Source organism: Bacillus hominis, assembly GCF_018332515.1.
Taxonomy (GTDB): domain Bacteria; phylum Bacillota; class Bacilli; order Bacillales; family Bacillaceae_G; genus Bacillus_A; species Bacillus_A hominis.
On the sequence record NZ_BOQD01000080.1, the window covers coordinates 30,930 to 49,241 of the forward strand.

Genomic DNA, 18,312 nt, shown 5'->3' on the forward strand with positions numbered 1-18,312 from the left:
CTATGGCTTAGAGGCAGATATTCTCTGCCTCTTTCTTTTTTAACATACATAATAGTGCTTTTTCACATACTAGTAAGAGCAAATTGAAAGGAACGATATGTGAAATGAAACGGATTAACATTAGCATGAGTCCTCCCCGTGTTCTTACTTTATCTTTTATTATGCTATCAATTATCGGCACATGCCTATTGAAATTGCCAATTGCTACAACAACGTCTATTTCATGGCTCGATGCCTTATTTACAACGGTTTCTGCTTGTACGGTTACAGGGCTTGGTGTTGTAGACACTGGTAAAGTATTTACCTTATTTGGCCAATGTGTCATTTTAACACTTATACAAGTTGGCGGGCTTGGCATTATGAGCTTTGCTGTTTTAATCGCAATTATGCTCGGCAGAAAAATCGGCCTTCAAAACCGAATTTTATTACAACAAGCATTAAACCAAACAAATATCGGCGGTGTCATTCGTCTTGCAAAAGCATTATTTTTATTTTCTTTTGCTGTAGAATGTATCGCTACTTTACTGCTCTCTTTTGAATGGGTACCAAAATACGGGATTGCCAAAGGTATATATTATAGCTTTTTTCATTCTATCTCTGCCTTTAACAACGCTGGCTTTTCTGTATGGAGCGATAATTTAATGTCCCACTCCCATAGCATTCTCGTCAATCTCGTTATTTCTTCCCTCATCATTTTAGGTGGGATTGGTTTTACGGTTATCGTAGATATAAAAAGAAAGAAAAACTTTAAAAACCTTACTCTGCATTCAAAACTTATGCTCTCTTCCACTCTTATCGTCAATATTATTGCTACAGCTTTTATTTTCATATTCGAGTTTCATAACTCAATTTCCATGAGAGGTTTTACACCATTTGAAGAAGGTATGGCTGCTTATTTTCAAGCGATTTCGACGCGCACTGCCGGGTTTAACACTGTTGATATCTCTGCATTATCAAAACCTTCTCTTTTATTAATGATGCTTCTTATGTTTATCGGTGCTGGTAGTGCTTCAACTGGTGGTGGAATTAAGTTAACTACTTTTTTAATTATGTTTTTTGGCGTATTTAAATTTTTGCAAGAGCAAGATGATATTGTCGTGTTTAAAAAATCCATTAAAGATACGCTCATTGTCAAATCATTAACCATTACCATTATTTCAATTTCGTTTATTTTTCTTTCCATTTTAATTTTAAGCATCACTGAGCAAGTTCCTTTATTAATGAGTGCTTTTGAAGTATTTTCAGCATTTGGAACTGTCGGCCTTAGCATGAATTTGACGCCACACTTAACAATCATCGGCAAAACAATTATTATCTTTATGATGTTTTTTGGAAAGATGGGGCCTTTAACATTAGCCTTTTCATTTGCACGTAAAAAACAAAGAAAAATAAAATATCCAAACGAAGATATTTTAACAGGTTGACAACCGTATAAATTATCCATATAATGAGAATACAATAGCATATCTCCAAAGGGGAGTAGCGTCCAAGAACTATTTCTTGGAAACAAAGTCGTCATTACGTAGAACTTAGTTCTTCCGGCTTTGTTGGCATTTTCATTACATATGTCTAGCAAGACCTTTGCCTATCAACGGCAGAGGTCTTTTTTGTTTTTACCAATTCCTTCCACCGTTGATGCGCAGGAGTATGGGGAAACTAAACAGTGGGGAACTTCTTCACTTGTTTAGTCTTTATAGAAATGAGAGGAGAATGTACATGGATGTATCATTATTATTGGAGTATGGTTGGGTATTACTCATCCTAATTGCACTAGAGGGGATTTTAGCGGCTGATAACGCTCTCGTTCTCGCAATTATGGTAAAACATTTACCAGAAGAAAAACGAAAGAAAGCACTATTTTATGGATTAGCAGGAGCGTTCGTTTTCCGCTTCGGGTCACTATTTATGATTTCGTTCCTAGTCGATGTATGGCAAGTGCAAGCAATTGGTGCGATTTATCTTATGTTTATCGCGGGGAATCACTTATTTAAAACGTATGTTAAAAAGAATACACATGAAGAGACAGAAGAAAAAGAAGCAAAGAAAAAACAAGAGAACTTTTGGTGGACTGTATTTAAAGTCGAAGTTGCTGATATCGCCTTCGCTGTTGATTCAATTTTAGCTGCTGTTGCATTAGCAGTGACTTTACCGGAAACAGGATTAGGTAAGATTGGTAGTCTTGATACAGGTCAATTTATCGTTATCTTTACAGGTGGACTTATCGGATTAGTTATAATGCGATTTGCAGCAACTGCTTTCGTACAAATATTAAAACGTAAACCAGGACTTGAAACTGCAGCATTCTTAATTGTAGGTTGGGTTGGTGTGAAATTAGCGATTTATACGCTAGCACACCCTGCTTTAGGTGTCATTCCGCATTCATTCCCAGAATCTACTCCGTGGAAGCTTACATTCTGGATTGTATTAATTGGAATCGCAGTTGGCGGTTGGTTCTTCTCAAAAGAAGTAGAAGTAAAAGTAGAAAAGAATTTAGACGAAAAAGCGCTGTAATTACAGCGCTTTTTCTTTTTCACTCATTTCAATCCCTCTCTATTTTTAGAAAAAATTCCATTATACTTCCTATTGTAAGCGCTTCTTTTCTAGATCTATGTCCTTTTTGTGAAATATTGAACAAACTTATTGAAAACGAGAACAAATCCATGTACTTTATTCATATAAGGAGTATTTATAGACGATGTACTAAAGGAGCGTATTACTCATGCTAGAACAAGGATTAGATTATGTTGTCAAACTGGCTAAGAGCAAAAAGCAAATGATAGATACAAACCCAATGCAATATTTCATTCGTGCTGCACTTGCTGGTATTTATATCGGTTTTGTTATTGTACTATGTTTTAAATTAGGTAACTTTTTTCACATTGCAGATTCACCAGCAACCTATTTAGCTGAGTCCATGTTTTTCGGAATTGCCCTTGTACTTATTATATATGGCGGTGCTGAACTATTTACTGGAAATACAATGTATTTCACAGTGGCAACTTTACGAAAAGAAACAACGATTTCTGATACACTTCGTAACTGGGTTGCTTGTTATGCAGGTAACTTAGCTGGCGCTTTATTCTTTGCCTTACTATTTTACGCAACTGGCATTTTCGGAGCAATTGATCACGGTCATTTAATGAATACAGTCGTTGAAGGTAAAATGAACACACCTACAATGCAATTATTCTTTAAAGCAATTTTATGTAACTGGCTCGTATGTCTTGCCTGCTTCTTACCTTCTCAAGTAAAAGGTGATACAGCAAAAATATTGATGATAATGATGCTCGTTTTCACATTCTTCTTATCTGGCTATGAGCATAGCATCGCAAACTTATCATTGTTTGCCTTATCTTTAGTTTCACCACATCCTGATACGATTACTTTCGCTGGGGCTATTCATAACTTAATTCCAGTTACAATCGGTAACATTATTGGCGGATCAGTATTTGTCGGTATGGTATATCATTACTTAACAAAGAAAGCACCTGTTGCTAAACAAGAAGAAACTGAATTAGTAGCAGCTCAAACAGAGGAAATTATTCCTTTACAAGCACATATGAAACATTAAAAACTCCAAAGTATCACTTATCAAGACTTCAATTATAAAAATCTCTAAAATAAAGGAAAGCACATATTATACATGACTAATATATGCTCTCCTTTTATTCCATTAAAGCGCCCGATTGTCGAAAATCACCAGACCTTTATTAGCTAGTTAGTTGAAGAAAAATTTGTTCCACAACCCTTAAGTTATTATAATACAAAAAATAAAATTCTCCTCCTGCAATTCCTTCAAATCGGTCAATCTCCACGTCTTTTGAATTCCCTGAAAGTTGCTAAATTTAAGCTGAATAACTATACCATCTCTAGCAAAATAATTAACATATTCTATGCAAGAAAGTTTAGGTAGCTAATAGCATATGTTTTATTGAAAGGGTGTGATTGAATTATGGATCGGCCGAACTGGGGAATTGGAGGATTAGTATTCGTTGGCTGCATGTTTCTTGGTGGAGGAGTGGGATCTATGTTAGGGAGTACCCAAACTGGATGGTTAATAGGAATGGGTGCTGGATTTCTTGGGATGGCTTTAACGAGACTGATTAGAAAGTAATATAACATGGGTTCTTCTTCCAGTAAATAAGAAGATATGCATGTAAGTAATTACTTACATACGCGCTCTATAAGATGTAGTAATCGTACTTATACAAAGCCACTCTCTAACAGAAAGTGGTTCTTTTTATTTTCGGCTCTTTTAAAATTCATTGTATACATAATAAACTATGTTTAATCTCTGTTTATATAATATACAATGCAAGAAAAAAGAGGATAATACGTCCTCACATTGGACATATTATCCTCTTCTTATTATAGTCTGTTTAAGTTTCACTTTGGAGGTTTTAGCTCCCTACATATTTCAAGACAATACAAGGATTAATTTCCCCTTCTCCCTTCCCTCTCTCTATTCTCTGTTTCATCTGATGCATACCGATGACATCATTTGTATGAAGGTGAATTTCATTAACATATAGACCTTCTGTACAAAAGACTTCTACAAAATCTAACCCATTCTTTTGCCTCCATCCCATGTTAAAATCAAGAGAGAGGATGTTTACCTTATTACTCCGAACAAATTGTAATGCAGATTCTACTGTAGTTGCCAAAACATATCCGTACGGGCAACTTCTTTGATCATCCATATATACATTCATTTTCTATCTCCTCTCTATTTTGCATATGTGACCAATACATAACATATTGCTCCAAGGCTAATAAAAGGTCCAAACGGCATTTGGGTTCTTATTTTTATACGTTTTAACGCTATACCTATTCCGAAAAAACAAAGACTAAAGCAAGATGCTAAAAATAAAGTTATAAAAACCCCTTTCACTCCCACTATAAATCCGAGTAACGAAAGTAATTTTACATCACCTCCGCCAAGACCATCTGGATGAATCTTTTGCATGCAATATAACAAAATGAATATAATTCCACTACCAGCTAAACTATCTATCCAAGTAACTAACGGTACAAAAATACATTCTAAAATAAGCAAAAGCGCAAACCAAATTAAAATACAATTAGGTATTAGCATATATACTAAATCTGTAACTGAAATAATAAGAAGTAAAGAAAAGAGTGATAAAATGATGATGAGCTCTCGTTCTATTCCAATTACATATACAGTAAGAAAAAATAAACTCCCTGTAACAAATTCAAATACTATGTACAAACTTGAGATTTTTTTTTTACAATTCGTACAACGCCCTTTCTGCATACAAAATGAAATGATTGGAATAAGTTCTTTCGGCTGTAACGTATATTTGCAGTAGTGACAATACGAACGCGGTGTAATAATAGATTCACCTATTGGAACTCTCATTGCGATTACCATAAAAAAAGAACCAAACACCATACCCACTAACAATGCATATAAATAAGTGAACATCCCTTCCTCTCCTTTCCAAAAGAACATAGCAAAAAAAGGAGAGAACTTCTACTTCATATTATCTTTATTCTATTAAAAAAGCAGGCCGTTTTCCGGCCTGCTTTCCCCTATTTTATACGATGAAATATACTGCTTTTAATGGTCCATGTACTCCGACAACAAGATTCATTTCAATATCCGCAGAGTTACTTGGTCCTGTAATAAAGTTAATACAAGATGCGACTGCTTCACCTTTTTCCACACGAGAGTTCATATGTTGAACTGCTTGTGTAATACGAGGTACAAGTGTTTCACGTGGAATAATAGCAAAGTATACAGTCGGTAAAAAGTGTAAAGAACGCCCTTGGCCTTTATGACTCTGTACAACAATCGTACCAGATTCAGCTAAAGTATAATCACTAAATGCGATTCCAATATTCGCTTTTTCTGCTATACGCATATTCTCTTCTTTTTTCTCAGGATCCCATACATTTACTTCAACATTTTGCTTTGGAAGCTCTTCTTTAAATAAAGAAGTCAATCCATAGGAATCAAAACGTTCATCTGCTGATAATAGAATAGGTCCCCCGCCGTTTTCAACGATTACTTTTTGAATATCTTCACATAAACGGTCGTTTGTCGTTTCCACAACAGTTGTATGAATGTTTGTACATTGATTTTTAAATACTTCTAACAATTCTTCTTGTGAATAATCTTTTAACGTTTCTACATTCACATTACTTTTCCATGCTGGACGTTCTACGCCTTCTGTCTTCCGCGCGCGCCCAAGTTCTTTTGCGATATTATCTAGAAAGGACTCACGGTTTTGAATTAATCCTGTCATTATTTGTCCCCGCCTTTCTTATGATCTTTATACCAATCACGGAATCGTTCTTTACTTGGAGCCGGGAATTCACGAATATCCGTCCAGTTTTTAAGTGGTCCAACACCTTTTGATACACGGTTACCAGATGTAAATGGACTCATTGCTGCCGGTGCCATTTTTGATCCCATTTTATATAAAGCTGCTGAAGAAGCACCCATGCTAAACATTTTCATTGCTAATTTTTCTGCAAGTGGAGCACGTCCTTCTTGCTCAACGATAACTTGACGATGTTTTAATAATAAATCATGTAACGGAATCTTTACTGGACAAGCTTCTGTACATGCTCCGCATAAACTAGATGCATAAGGAAGCTCTTTGTAATCATCATACCCACCTAAAAGTGGTGTTAACACTGCACCAATTGGTCCTGAATAAATAGAACCATATGAATGTCCACCAACGTGACGATATACAGGACACACATTGACACAAGCAGCACAACGAATACATTGCAATACTGAACGGAATTCCGATCCAAGAATTTGAGAGCGGCCATTATCAACAACGACTAAATGAAACTCTTCTGGTCCATCTACCTCTTCCTCTTGAATTGGTCCTGCTACTGTTACATAACTTGTTAATTTTTGACCTACTGCACTACGACATAGTAAACCAACTAAAACATCTAATTCTTCCATTGTCGGAACCATACGTTCCATACCCATTACTGCAATTTGAGTTTTCGGAATCGACATAACAAGATCGGCATTGCCTTCGTTCGTTACTAAACAAAGAGAGCCAGTATTTGCAACAGCGAAGTTACAACCTGTCACACCAATTTCTGCATCCATAAATTTCTCACGAAGCTGTTTACGAACAAACTTTGTCATTTCGTATGGATCATCAGAATTTTCATATCCAAGTTTTTCTTTAAATACATCACGAATTTGCGTTCTGTTTTTATGAAGTGCAGGCGCAATAATATGTGATGGTGGATCGTTATCTACTTGCAAGATATACTCTCCTAAGTCACTCTCTAACACTTCACAACCAATCTCTTCAAGGGCATGATTCATACTAATTTCTTCAGTTACCATTGATTTTGATTTTACAACTTTCTTCGCTTGTTTCTTTTTCGCAACGTCTTGAATATACTTTGCTGCTTCCTCTTTCGTTTTCGCAAAGTAAACATGTCCGCCTCTTTTTGATACATTTTCACTTAACTGCATTAAATAATAATCAAGATTTTCTAGCGTATGTTGACGAATTTGTTCACCTAGTTCACGCCACTCTTCCCAGTTTCCTAATTCGTCCGCTGCTTTTAATCGATTTGTATATAAACGCGTTTGTGCAGAAGATACTGCTCCGCGCATAAACGAATCTTGAATTCCATCGCCAACGCGATCATTAAATTTTTTCTCACTGATTTTCATAGACATAGCTTATGTTCCCCCTTCATGAGCGACTATTCAAGACCTCAGCAATATGCATTACTTTTATTTCTTTTCCTAAACGCTCAATACGTCCGCCAATGTTTAACAAACACCCACAATCTGCACCGATTAAATAATCAGCACCTGTTTCCATTGCACTATCTACCTTTTCATCTACCATTTGCTCAGAAATTGGAGTCATCTTCACTGAAAACGTTCCCCCAAACCCACAACAATTTTGCGCGTTTGGCAGTTCTCTCACAGTTAATCCTTTGACGTTTGATAATAAAATTCCTGGCGCCTCTTTTACTCCAAGCAGGCGTGTCATATGACAAGATTTATGAATTGTAGCTATCCCTGGTAAACTTGCACCAACATCTGTAACTTTTAAAACATCTACAATAAATTGTGTAAATTCATATGTTTTATCAGCAACCTTTTGTGCACGTTTAGCCCACTTCGGATCATCTTTAAAAACATGTGGATACTCATGAAACATTGTCGCACAAGAACCAGATGGTGTAACGATATATTCTGCATCTTCGAAAGTTTCAATCATATGTTTCATCGCTTCTTTTGCTGCTTCTACATGGCCGCTATTATAAGCAGGCTGACCGCAACAAACTTGTGCTTCTGGAAATTCAATTTCACAACCTAAACGCTCCAACACTTCAACTGTTGCTTTGCCGACGTTTGTTTCAAACATATCGACTAAACAAGTAACAAATAAAGTAACTTTCATAACTATAATTCCCCCTCATTACAACTTCGCCAACAATCATATGGTCATCAGATGACTTAGATTAGAAGAAGTAGGCTCAACCATGGCCTATCCTCTCCCTCTTCCAAAGAAAACGCTTACTTAATCTCTTTCTATTTTATCAGAAAATTAGATTTTTAAAAGATTAAATTACGAATTTATATCGCTTTTACCTGTGACAATATGTTCTACATTTGTTAAATGATTTAGCATCGCTTGCTGCGCTAATTCCACATCTTGCTTTAACACCGCATCATATATAGATTGATGCTCTTCTATAAGTCGTTCTGATGTTGTTTGTTCACCATATAAAATAATGCGTCTTGATTCACCAATTGTTTCAGCAATCATCTCTGAAACATGATTCATGAGTTCAAGTAAAATGTTATTATGTGAAGATTGTGCAATTCCCATATGAAAATGAAAATCTGCTTTTTCACCAGCCTTTTCATCACCAATGCTCTTTGCCATTTCATCTAACCAATGTTTCATATTTTGCAAATTATCTTCCGTACGTTTTGCCGCAGCTGCTCGAACCGCCCCCACTTCAAGCACCTTTCGTACTTCTAATAAATTCAAAATATCCTCTTTCTTCATTAATAATTTATTATTTAATGATTTTGTTAATGAAGAAGAATCGAAATTCTTCACATATGTACCTTCTCCTTGTTTCATCTCAATTAAGCCCATCGCTCTTAGCGCACTTAGCGCTTCACGAACAGCAGATCTGCCAACTTGAAACTGCTCAGCTAATTGATGCACAGGAAGTAGTTTGTCACCAGGTTTTAACGTACCATTTTTAATCATTGTTAAAATAGCTTCAGATACTTCTTCGTAAATTTTTTTCGGTTTAATAGATTTGTACTCCAGTTAAATCACCTCAGTATCTTCCAAACAACAATTGAAACGATTTATAAGAACTTAGCATCCATAACTATTTTAGAACGAATTGGAAAGAAGTACAAATGTTTTGTTCATAAAACCGTCAAATTTTTAATATTTATTTGATATTAATTTATATTTAATAAAAAGCATGTCCTTTTTACATTAGAACATGCTTTCCTCATCTTGCACTTTTAATTTAATAATAACTGTCGTTCCCTTACCTTTTTCACTTTCTATTCTCCACTCACCATCATGTATATGAACAATTTGCCTTACAATTGCAAGACCTAAACCTGTTCCACCATGTTGACGACTTCTCGCTTTATCTACTCGGTAAAAGCGTTCCCCGAGATTTTCTAAATGCTCTATATCAATACCTATTCCTGTATCTTTTATGTGCAATTCACAGTAATCATCGATTTGCTTTAATCTTATTATGATGTCCCCGTTTTGATTTGTATAACGTATCGCATTATCTAACACATTATGAAGTACTTGTTGCATACGATCCTCATCAATCATTACGATAATTTCAGGATTTAAATTCGTTGAAATACGAAGTTTTTTTTCTATAAACTGTAACTCATACGTATCTAGTACATCTTCAATAAGCTGTGAAAAAACGATCGGTTGTTTCTTTAGAGGAAAATGTTCACCTTCTAGCTGCGCTAGATCTAATAAATCATGAACGAGGCGCTGCATGCGATCTGCTTCTTTATGGATGAGTTGCGTTACTTTTTCCTGCTGCGGCCCCTTTGCTACACCGTCTAAAATAGCTTCACTGTATCCTTTAATATAGCTAAGCGGTGTTCTAAGTTCATGCGAAACATTCGCTAAAAATTCCTTACGCTTTACATCTTCTGTTTCTAAAGAATTCGCCATTTTATTAAACGCTTTTCCCAATCGTCCAATTTCATCTTCTGAAGAAATTGTAATTCGCTCTGAGAAATCTCCTGTAGCCAGATGATTTGCAACTCGTTCCATTTGCGAAAGCGGTCTCGTAATAGCAATAATAATTTTTCTACCAATCCATATTGTAATTAAAATCATAGCAAGTGCTAACGGCGCTAAAATAAGTCCCATATCAAATATTAAATCTTTTATACTTTTTAAAGGAATATAAGAGTATACAATACCAACTAATTTTTTATTATCTAAAACAGGAATGACAACACCCATAATATTGCGATCAAAATGTTCTTCATACCCTATCTTTGTCACAGTTTTCCCATCTAATAGCGCCTGTCTATCCCCTTCACTTATAAGAGAATGATGGTGAACATCAAAAGGCAAACATGCGCTTAAATCACGCGGATTGTACACGAAAAGGACATCTGAACTAGATATTTGATCGTATGCCCTTACTTTCTCTTCAAAAGTGGATACTCCTTCGCTCTTATCATATTGCGTGGCAAGACGCTTCCCTTCCATTACTAATGAATCTTTTAAATTGTCCACGTATAACTTTTCATATGAGTATAAAGATACAAAATAAAGAAAGGAAACTGTTACACATACTGCACATACTACTGTAAGCCAAAGCTTTTGTACCATCGTAAACATACGTTACACCTCAAATTTATAACCTACACCCCAAACGGTTTGAATGTAGTTTCCACTTTCTCCGAGCTTTAGACGCATCGTTTTCACATGCGTATCTACCGTTCTTGTACTTCCTGCATAATCATATCCCCACACCTTTTCAAGCAATTGTTCCCGGCTAAATACTTGTCCATTATGTTGGCAAAGGAAATATAGTAAATCAAACTCTTTAACCGTAAGTGATACTGCTTGTCCATCCGTCTCAATTCGTCTACTTTTTTCATTAATAAGGATTGGTCCAAACTGAATCTCCTCTTGCTGTTCTTGCTTTGTATATCGTCTTAAAACAGCTTCCATACGAGCGATTAATTCCCCAGGACTAAACGGCTTTACAATATAATCATCTGCTCCCATACGTAAGCCGTTCACCCTATTCCACTCTTCACCTTTTGCTGTTAAAAATATAATCGGTACATCTGATGTTTTTCTAATTTCTTTGCAAACCGAAAGACCATCCATCTCTGGCATCATGATATCTAGTACAACGAAATCGTAATGATCCGTCTCTAATTTTCGAAGTGCCTCTTTTCCATTTTCAGCTTCTCCCCACTCGTATCCGAAGTTATCTAAGTACATTCCGACAAGTTGCCTCATATCACTTTCGTCATCTACGACTAGCACTTTATATTTACTCATTGTCCTTCCCCTTCTCTCTCTATGAGTTGAAACGGTCCTTTTCCGACTTTAATTGTTTGTTTTATTTTCAAATTCTTCATATCCATTACGCATACTTCATCGCTATCATAACTAGCTACGTATCCTTCTGCCCCGCTCTTTAAAAATGCAAATGGGTTCGATCCTACTTCTACAGAAGCTACCTCTTTATACGTGCTAACATCAAACTTTCTAAGTGTATTCGAACCGTGACTTAATGCATAGACGTACTTATTATCCTTTGTTATATTCACAGGCATAAACGGAGCGTGTAAAGAACGTACCATTTCTCCGCTCTGTAATGAATACACTAATACTTTCTCATTCACTTGACTTCCATCACCATGTCCGCCAATCCATATTTCTTTCCCATCAGGACTAATCGTCGCTCCTGTTGATGCTGGGGGTATCATAAAGGATTGGATAACCTCTTTTTTCTTTGTATCAATTGTTGTTAGTTTCGTATCATAAAAATTTAGTACAGATAACTGATTATGATGCTCTACCATCGTTATCGGCCCTTTTCCTGTTGAAACACTCCCTGTCTCTTTCCCTTCTATCGTAAAGAACCTTACCTTTTGAGCATTTTGATCGGCAACAAATAATTGTTTTTTATCTTCTGATACGACTACATTCACAATTCCTTTTCCTGTTTTATATTTTTCCACTTGCCTTCCTTCTGCTAGTGAATATACATACATATATTCTAACTGCTTGCCGTATACAAGTATTTCCTCGTTATTTGGAAGTAGTGCAATTCCTGCCATCGGTTCATTTAATTCCCATGTCCCGATTAACTTTTTAGCTTTTTTATCAATAAAACTAATACTACCTTCCTTTATATTCGTTGTTATAATAACACTTTTATCTTTAGTAATCGGTGTATATGAACTTCCTTGACACCCTACTAATAGAAATAAAAAACAGAGAAGAAAAACATACTTTCTCAAAAGATTCCCTCCATCTTCGGATGATTTCGTTATAATTGTAAAATAACAAATAAATGTGTGGAAAATGTGAAATCTTCCTTTATTAATAAACTTACATATATAATGTACAACAAATAGAATTTGAGGTGTGCAAATTATGCTTTTTCCTGATTTAGCGAATAAAATTGTACGTGAAGTACGCAGATTAATTACTGAAAACATTATTATTATTAATATACAAGGAGTTATTATCGCAAGTACAGATGCGGAGAGAATCGGTCAATTTCATGAAGGTGCACTCCGCTGTGCGAAACAAAAGAACACTGTCATTATTACAAAAGATGATGAACGACGAATGCAAGGTGTAAAAGCTGGGGTGAATCTTCCTTTACTATTCCATGACGAAGTAATCGGCGTGATTGGAATTACAGGAGAACCTGAAAACATTTCACAATACGGAGAAATATTACGTAAGATGACCGAATTATTAATTCATGAAAACTACTTTTTGGAACAACTAGAACTTGAGCACCGTTCTTATGAAGCATTTGTCTTTGATTGGCTTCAAAATACAGACTGGTCTCCAAGTTTTCTAGATCGTGCAAAAACGCTTGGCATTGATTTATATAAGAAGAAACAACTTATTTTATTATCAATCGCCCAAGATAATACGATGCTCCAGCGTAAAATTTGGCAACATATGCGCAACATTTTAGCAAAAGAAAATTTATTTGTTCGCTGGGGAAATGATCGGTTTATTTTGTTTACAACAATGCAATCCAAAGAGCAAACCTTTCAATTTTTAAAACGGTTAAAACAAGACTGTGAAACTTTATTTTCTATTACTTTATATATCGGGATTGGACAAACAGTTACGCCAAGCAATATGAACTTATCGTACGAACAAGCATTACGCGCCCTTTCAGTATCACTTGAAACGAAAAAAATTATATTCAATGAAGATTTACGTTTAGAAATGTGCTTACAAGATATTTCTACCGAAACCCGGGAACAGTTTCTAGAGCGTACCATTAAAAACTTAGTATCAGCTCCTGAGCTTATGCACACTTTACGTTTATTTATCGATTATAACCAATCTTATAAGCAGACAGCTGAGCAATTACATATACACATTAACACATTACATTACAGGCTAAAAAAGATTGAAGAACATACAGGACTTGACCCGAAACAATTCAAAGATTTAAATGTTTTATACTTCGCACTCCTCTTATTAGATAATCATACAAAAAATAACGATAAAACAGATTAATCTTTAGATGATTGTACATAGAAAGAATCCCCCAACTTTTTTATCATTATAATGAAAGCACTGTTACAACGTTTTTTATTATAACGAAATACGTTAACAGTTTGAGGGGGATTTCCAATGTTAGAAAAGCAAATTATTAATTCATTCGTATCTATTGTTGGCGAAGAGAATGTAGATACATCCAATATGGGGCGTTTAACTTATAGTTATGATGCCACTCCAAACTTCCAAGCAATGCCTGATGCAGTCATTGCTCCTCGTAATACAAATGAAATAGCAGACGTGTTAAAAGTGTGTAACACCCATGCAATCCCTGTATATGTTCGCGGATCTGGAACAAATCTTTGCGCTGGAACGTGTCCATTAGAAGGCGGTATCGTCCTTATTTTCCGCCATATGAACAATATTTTAGAAATTGACGAAGAGAATTTAACAATTACTGTACAAGCTGGTGTTATTACACTTGATATTATTAAAGCAGTAGAAGAAAAAGGTTTATTTTATCCACCAGATCCAAGCTCTATGAAAATTTCTACAATCGGCGGTAACATTAATGAAAACTCTGGCGGATTACGTGGTTTAAAATATGGCGTAACACGTGATTATGTAATGGGGCTTGAAATTGTCTTACCGAACGGCGATATCATTCGCACTGGCGGTAAATTAGCAAAAGATGTAGCTGGTTATGATTTAACTCGTTTATTTATTGGTTCTGAAGGAACACTTGGTGTTGTTACGGAAGCTATATTAAAACTTGTCCCTATGCCTGAAACGAAGAAAACGATGCTTGCGCTATATGAAGATATTAACGAAGCTGCTCGAGCTGTTTCTGCTATTATTGCAAATAAAATTATTCCGGCGACACTTGAGTTTTTAGACCAACCAACAATTGAAGTTGTAGAAGAGTTTGCACAAATCGGTTTACCAACTGACGTCAAAGCAATTTTATTAATTGAACAAGATGGCCCGCCCGAGGTTGTCAATCGAGATATCGAAAAAATGGCTAACGTTTGCCGTTCTATGAATGCGGTCGATGTTCGCGTTGCAAAAGATGAAGCCGAAGCAGATGCGCTTCGTACAGCACGCCGTAGTGCACTATCAGCACTTGCAAGACTAAAACCGACAACAATATTAGAAGATGCAACTGTGCCACGCTCACAAATCGCTCCAATGGTTGAAGCAATTAATGCAATTGCAAAAAAATATAATATTCCTATTTGTACTTTTGGGCATGCTGGTGATGGCAACCTACACCCAACTTGTATGACAGATGCACGTAATGAAGAAGAAATGCACCGTGCTGAACAAGCTTTTGCTGAAATATTTGCGAAAGCGATTGAGCTTGGTGGTACGATTACTGGTGAACATGGTGTTGGCGCGATGAAAGCCCCGTATTTAGAAATGAAATTAGGTAAAGAGGGTATCGCTGCTATGCAAGGAATTAAACAAGCCTTCGATCCAAATAACATTATGAATCCTGGAAAAATGTTCGCGAAAGACTCTCGTAAAAGAGTAGTGGTTGAGCGATGACCACATTAAATAAAGAAAACATTCAAAAAGAATTTAAAGAACGATTAAGTGAAGATGAACTATTAAATTGTATGCGCTGCGGTTTTTGTTTACCGACTTGTCCTACTTACATTCAATCTGGATATAAAGAATCGCATTCACCACGCGGGCGTATCGCATTAATGAAAGCCGTCGCTGATGGTTTAATTGAGCCGGATGAAGATGTTGAAAATACATTAAACGTTTGCCTTGGCTGCCGCGCTTGTGAACCTGTTTGTCCATCTGGTGTGAATTATGGACATTTATTAGAAGAAGCTCGTGATATTATAAATCAAAATAAAAAGTTCTCGATGCCCGTGAGAGCTGTTCGTAAAGTCGTTTTTGAAGGACTATTCCCGCATCAAAATCGAATGAGAACATTAACTGGACTTATCGGATTTTATCAACGTTCTGGTTTACAAACGCTAACACATAAAACAGGTATTATGAAGTTATTTCCTGAAACACTTGCAACGATGGATCTCGTTTTGCCAAAAGTCCCTAAAATGAAAGCAATGAAAGATCGTCCTGAATTTTTACCTGCTGAGGTGGTAAAGAAGAAACAAGTTGCATTCTTCACAGGTTGCTTAATGGATACGATGTTTTTAGAAACAAATAACGCAACAATGAAACTTCTTCAGTTAGCTGGTTGTGATATCGTTATTCCGAAAACACAAAGTTGCTGCGGGGCATTACATGGGCATGCTGGTGAAAAGAGCGGAGCAAAAGAATTAGCAAAACGAAATATAAAAGCATTCGAAGATTTAAACATCGACTATATTATTACCAATGCAGGTGGTTGCGGAGCTTATCTCGTAGATTATGATTATTTATTAAAAGATGATCCTAAGTGGGCAAAGCGAGCAAAGCAGTTTGTTTCTAAAATTAAAGATATTACTGCTATACTAGTAGAATTAGATTTCCATAAACGTACTGACTTACGACTCACGCCACAAATTATTACGTATCAAGATTCTTGTCATTTACGTAATGTTATGCGAACATCTTCTGCGCCTCGTATGTTACTAGAGGCCATCCAAGGCGCAACATATCGCGAAATGAAAGATGCGGACCGTTGCTGTGGTTCTGCTGGTATTTATAATATTGTCCATTCGGAGTTATCAATGGAATTTCTAGATTACAAAATGGAATGTGTGCATGAAACAGATGCGGCGACAATTGTTACTGCAAATCCTGGATGTCTATTACAAATGAAACTAGGTATTGAACGTGAAGACCTTTCTCATAAAATGAGAGGAATTCACATTGTTGATCTATTATTAGAAGCAATTGAAACTAACTCGTAATAACTCGTAACATACGTAATAATAGGAAAACGGCTATCTCCTTCGTCTATGTAAAGAGATAGCCGCTTTTTTGTCCGCTACAACATTAAGAATATGTTACTTTATTATAAAAAAGAACAACAGAAACATTACAGTTTTGTAAAAATCAATCCAGTATATTCCTTAAAAAAATGCTGAAACCATTGATACAATAGGATTCTTTATTTTCGATTTAGGTAGATTTATCCAAAAACACCCTCTTAAAACCAAGTATAAAAATGCTAAAAATTCCTTTTACACTCTATGTTTCTCTTATTTCTGCCCTTTTCTTCTCTTAGGATAAATTAGGTAATTTCGAAGTCTATGAATTTTTTTCCATCTTTTTTCTTGTAAATTGTATGCTACGATGAATTTGTCAGTCAGACAGGCTGTCAAAAACAAAGCGTGTGAAAACAAATTAAAACTTTATATAGGGGGACACACATCATGAAAAAGCGTGTTTTATTATCTGTAGCTGCTGCAACAGCTCTTACTTTAGGAGTATCATCTTTAGATGCACAAGCTGCAACAGTACAACCATCTAACATAAAGGTTCAAAATATTCAGCATTCAAAAGTAATGATGAAACAAATGAGCCAACAAGAATTACAAGCATTCTTACAATCTATGGGAGTTGAATCTTTAGCACAATGGAATCAAGGTCAATTCCAACAAGATTGCTTCATTCCTGGTCAACAGCCTACTGAAAATGTTGTAACTGAACAACCAACAGCTAAGCCAGAAGCTCAAAAGCCTGCTGAGGAAACTCAAAAACCTGCTGAACAAAAGCCTGCTGAAGAAGTGGCTAAACCAGAAGCTCAAAAACCTGCTGAAAACAACAATACTCAAAACGAGACACAAAAACCTGCTGAGCAAAAGCCTGCTGAAGAAGCAAAATCTTTAAGCGAATTCGAACAACGCGTTGTTGAATTAACAAACGCTGAGCGTACAAAACAAGGCTTACCAGCATTACAAATCGATACTGAATTAAGCAAAGTAGCACGCATTAAGTCTGAAGATATGCAAAAAAACAACTACTTTGATCATAACAGCCCTACATACGGGTCTCCGTTTGACATGATGAAGAAATTTGGTATTTCTTATACATCTGCGGGTGAAAACATCGCTCAAGGCCAACGTACACCTGAAGAAGTAGTACAAGCTTGGATGAACAGCGCTGGACACCGTGCAAACATCTTAAATAGTGGCTTCACTCATATCGGTGTTGGCTATGTAGAAAGCGGAAACTACTGGACACAACAATTTATTACGAAGTAAATAGATTAAAAGAGTCTTCTCATGATGAGAAGACTCTTTTTTAAGTTTCATAACTTTCTATTATGTACGCGTAGAAAATGTAGAACATAAACAAAATAGACCCGCAGCTTATTACACTAAGTAACACATAAAATCCCCACTTCAAGTTCAAAAACAATGAAAATAATATGCTGTATGCCATCCCTTGAAAGATTCGCCTACTAACTAAACGGATTTTTTGTAATTTGATCGGTTCTTTCTCTCTATCCTTCACCTTTTCAAACACTTTACTAAACATAAAAAGAAACATACTAATTCCAATCGTTAGTCCTATCTGAAAGGATATAATATTTCCCAAATTAATAAAGAGAATTAGTATATGGACAAACATC

The 18,312-nt window shown here is 35.8% G+C and carries 17 protein-coding genes, 1 pseudogene and 1 riboswitch; of the genes and pseudogenes, 8 read left to right on the top strand and 10 right to left on the bottom strand.

Annotated features, from left to right (window positions below):
* The first annotated feature begins 104 nt into the window (after positions 1-104).
* The 4 genes from KI356_RS09490 to KI356_RS09505 all read left to right on the top strand — a co-directional run bounded on the left by KI356_RS09490 (position 105) and on the right by KI356_RS09505 (position 4,114).
* The gene (locus tag KI356_RS09490) at positions 105-1,424 is read left to right on the top strand and encodes a TrkH family potassium uptake protein (protein WP_212935319.1); all 1,320 of its coding nucleotides are present in this window, start codon (positions 105-107) and stop codon (positions 1,422-1,424) included.
* Between the two features lie 38 nt (positions 1,425-1,462).
* A riboswitch (yybP-ykoY riboswitch) is annotated at positions 1,463-1,637 on the top strand.
* Positions 1,638-1,716: 79 nt separating this feature from the next.
* On the top strand, positions 1,717-2,511 hold the full coding sequence (locus KI356_RS09495) for a TerC family protein (protein WP_128282236.1): 795 nt from the start codon (positions 1,717-1,719) through the stop codon (positions 2,509-2,511).
* Positions 2,512-2,719: 208 nt separating this feature from the next.
* A complete protein-coding gene (locus tag KI356_RS09500) occupies positions 2,720-3,571 on the top strand; it encodes a formate/nitrite transporter family protein (RefSeq protein WP_002201260.1) in 852 nt (283 codons plus the stop codon).
* Between the two features lie 381 nt (positions 3,572-3,952).
* Complete coding sequence (locus KI356_RS09505) at positions 3,953-4,114, top strand: hypothetical protein (protein WP_164881585.1); 162 nt, start codon at positions 3,953-3,955, stop codon at positions 4,112-4,114.
* 286 nt (positions 4,115-4,400) lie between these two features.
* Here the strand turns inward: KI356_RS09505 and KI356_RS09510 are convergent, their stop codons facing one another.
* The 9 genes from KI356_RS09510 to KI356_RS09550 all read right to left on the bottom strand — a co-directional run bounded on the left by KI356_RS09510 (position 4,401) and on the right by KI356_RS09550 (position 12,538).
* Positions 4,401-4,712, bottom strand: coding sequence for a cyclic-phosphate processing receiver domain-containing protein (locus tag KI356_RS09510; RefSeq protein WP_212935320.1), 312 nt, complete (start codon positions 4,710-4,712; stop codon positions 4,401-4,403).
* Positions 4,713-4,726: 14 nt separating this feature from the next.
* Positions 4,727-5,449, bottom strand: coding sequence for a prepilin peptidase (locus tag KI356_RS09515; protein ID WP_212935321.1), 723 nt, complete (start codon positions 5,447-5,449; stop codon positions 4,727-4,729).
* A 112-nt stretch (positions 5,450-5,561) separates the two neighbouring features.
* Positions 5,562-6,272, bottom strand: coding sequence for a LutC/YkgG family protein (locus tag KI356_RS09520; RefSeq protein ID WP_212935322.1), 711 nt, complete (start codon positions 6,270-6,272; stop codon positions 5,562-5,564).
* A complete protein-coding gene (locus tag KI356_RS09525; RefSeq protein WP_000061930.1) occupies positions 6,272-7,693 on the bottom strand; it encodes a LutB/LldF family L-lactate oxidation iron-sulfur protein in 1,422 nt (473 codons plus the stop codon). Before KI356_RS09525 ends, KI356_RS09520 begins: the two co-directional genes overlap by 1 nt.
* A gap of 16 nt (positions 7,694-7,709) precedes the next feature.
* Entirely contained in the window at positions 7,710-8,429 is a 720-nt protein-coding gene (locus tag KI356_RS09530) for a (Fe-S)-binding protein (RefSeq protein ID WP_120341896.1), read from the bottom strand.
* Positions 8,430-8,597: 168 nt separating this feature from the next.
* On the bottom strand, positions 8,598-9,287 hold the full coding sequence (locus KI356_RS09535) for a FadR/GntR family transcriptional regulator (protein ID WP_265176553.1): 690 nt from the start codon (positions 9,285-9,287) through the stop codon (positions 8,598-8,600).
* Positions 9,288-9,494: 207 nt separating this feature from the next.
* Positions 9,495-10,895 (bottom strand): sensor histidine kinase, encoded by a 1,401-nt coding sequence (locus tag KI356_RS09540; protein WP_212935323.1) that lies wholly within the window; start codon positions 10,893-10,895, stop codon positions 9,495-9,497.
* Positions 10,896-10,898: 3 nt separating this feature from the next.
* Positions 10,899-11,570: a response regulator transcription factor gene (locus KI356_RS09545; protein WP_078202984.1), complete on the bottom strand. Its 672-nt coding sequence runs from the start codon at positions 11,568-11,570 to the stop codon at positions 10,899-10,901.
* Positions 11,567-12,538: a YncE family protein gene (locus KI356_RS09550; protein ID WP_212935324.1), complete on the bottom strand. Its 972-nt coding sequence runs from the start codon at positions 12,536-12,538 to the stop codon at positions 11,567-11,569. The genes KI356_RS09545 and KI356_RS09550 overlap by 4 nt, the downstream gene beginning before the upstream one ends.
* A 136-nt stretch (positions 12,539-12,674) precedes the next feature.
* Between KI356_RS09550 and KI356_RS09555 the strand changes: the two genes are divergently transcribed.
* From KI356_RS09555 to KI356_RS09570, 4 genes are all read left to right on the top strand, one after another.
* Positions 12,675-13,790 carry a CdaR family transcriptional regulator gene (locus KI356_RS09555; protein ID WP_212935325.1) on the top strand — a complete coding sequence of 372 codons (1,116 nt, stop codon included), beginning with the start codon at positions 12,675-12,677 and terminating at the stop codon, positions 13,788-13,790.
* Positions 13,791-13,907: 117 nt separating this feature from the next.
* Positions 13,908-15,320, top strand: a complete 1,413-nt coding sequence (gene glcD / locus KI356_RS09560) for a glycolate oxidase subunit GlcD (RefSeq protein WP_212935326.1) — start codon at positions 13,908-13,910, stop codon at positions 15,318-15,320.
* Positions 15,317-16,645, top strand: a complete 1,329-nt coding sequence (locus KI356_RS09565) for a (Fe-S)-binding protein (protein WP_128282227.1) — start codon at positions 15,317-15,319, stop codon at positions 16,643-16,645. The genes glcD and KI356_RS09565 overlap by 4 nt, the downstream gene beginning before the upstream one ends.
* Before the next feature lie 465 nt (positions 16,646-17,110).
* Positions 17,111-17,941, top strand: a complete 831-nt coding sequence (locus tag KI356_RS09570) for a CAP domain-containing protein (RefSeq protein WP_002117266.1) — start codon at positions 17,111-17,113, stop codon at positions 17,939-17,941.
* 40 nt (positions 17,942-17,981) lie between these two features.
* Here KI356_RS09570 and KI356_RS09575 read toward each other — a convergent pair.
* A pseudogene (locus KI356_RS09575) lies at positions 17,982-18,312 on the bottom strand (DUF1648 domain-containing protein); the annotation flags it as partial.

Coding starts and splice junctions, on each gene's coding strand:
- KI356_RS09490 (WP_212935319.1), top strand. CDS start 105: ATGAAACGGATTAACATTAGCATGAGTCCTCCCCGTGTTCTTACTTTA.
- KI356_RS09495 (WP_128282236.1), top strand. CDS start 1,717: ATGGATGTATCATTATTATTGGAGTATGGTTGGGTATTACTCATCCTA.
- KI356_RS09570 (WP_002117266.1), top strand. CDS start 17,111: ATGAAAAAGCGTGTTTTATTATCTGTAGCTGCTGCAACAGCTCTTACT.
- KI356_RS09520 (WP_212935322.1), bottom strand. CDS start 6,272: ATGACAGGATTAATTCAAAACCGTGAGTCCTTTCTAGATAATATCGCA.
- KI356_RS09515 (WP_212935321.1), bottom strand. CDS start 5,449: ATGTTCACTTATTTATATGCATTGTTAGTGGGTATGGTGTTTGGTTCT.
- KI356_RS09565 (WP_128282227.1), top strand. CDS start 15,317: ATGACCACATTAAATAAAGAAAACATTCAAAAAGAATTTAAAGAACGA.
- KI356_RS09505 (WP_164881585.1), top strand. CDS start 3,953: ATGGATCGGCCGAACTGGGGAATTGGAGGATTAGTATTCGTTGGCTGC.
- KI356_RS09545 (WP_078202984.1), bottom strand. CDS start 11,570: ATGAGTAAATATAAAGTGCTAGTCGTAGATGACGAAAGTGATATGAGG.
- KI356_RS09530 (WP_120341896.1), bottom strand. CDS start 8,429: ATGAAAGTTACTTTATTTGTTACTTGTTTAGTCGATATGTTTGAAACA.
- glcD (WP_212935326.1), top strand. CDS start 13,908: ATGTTAGAAAAGCAAATTATTAATTCATTCGTATCTATTGTTGGCGAA.
- KI356_RS09555 (WP_212935325.1), top strand. CDS start 12,675: ATGCTTTTTCCTGATTTAGCGAATAAAATTGTACGTGAAGTACGCAGA.
- KI356_RS09525 (WP_000061930.1), bottom strand. CDS start 7,693: ATGTCTATGAAAATCAGTGAGAAAAAATTTAATGATCGCGTTGGCGAT.
- KI356_RS09500 (WP_002201260.1), top strand. CDS start 2,720: ATGCTAGAACAAGGATTAGATTATGTTGTCAAACTGGCTAAGAGCAAA.
- KI356_RS09540 (WP_212935323.1), bottom strand. CDS start 10,895: ATGTTTACGATGGTACAAAAGCTTTGGCTTACAGTAGTATGTGCAGTA.
- KI356_RS09510 (WP_212935320.1), bottom strand. CDS start 4,712: ATGAATGTATATATGGATGATCAAAGAAGTTGCCCGTACGGATATGTT.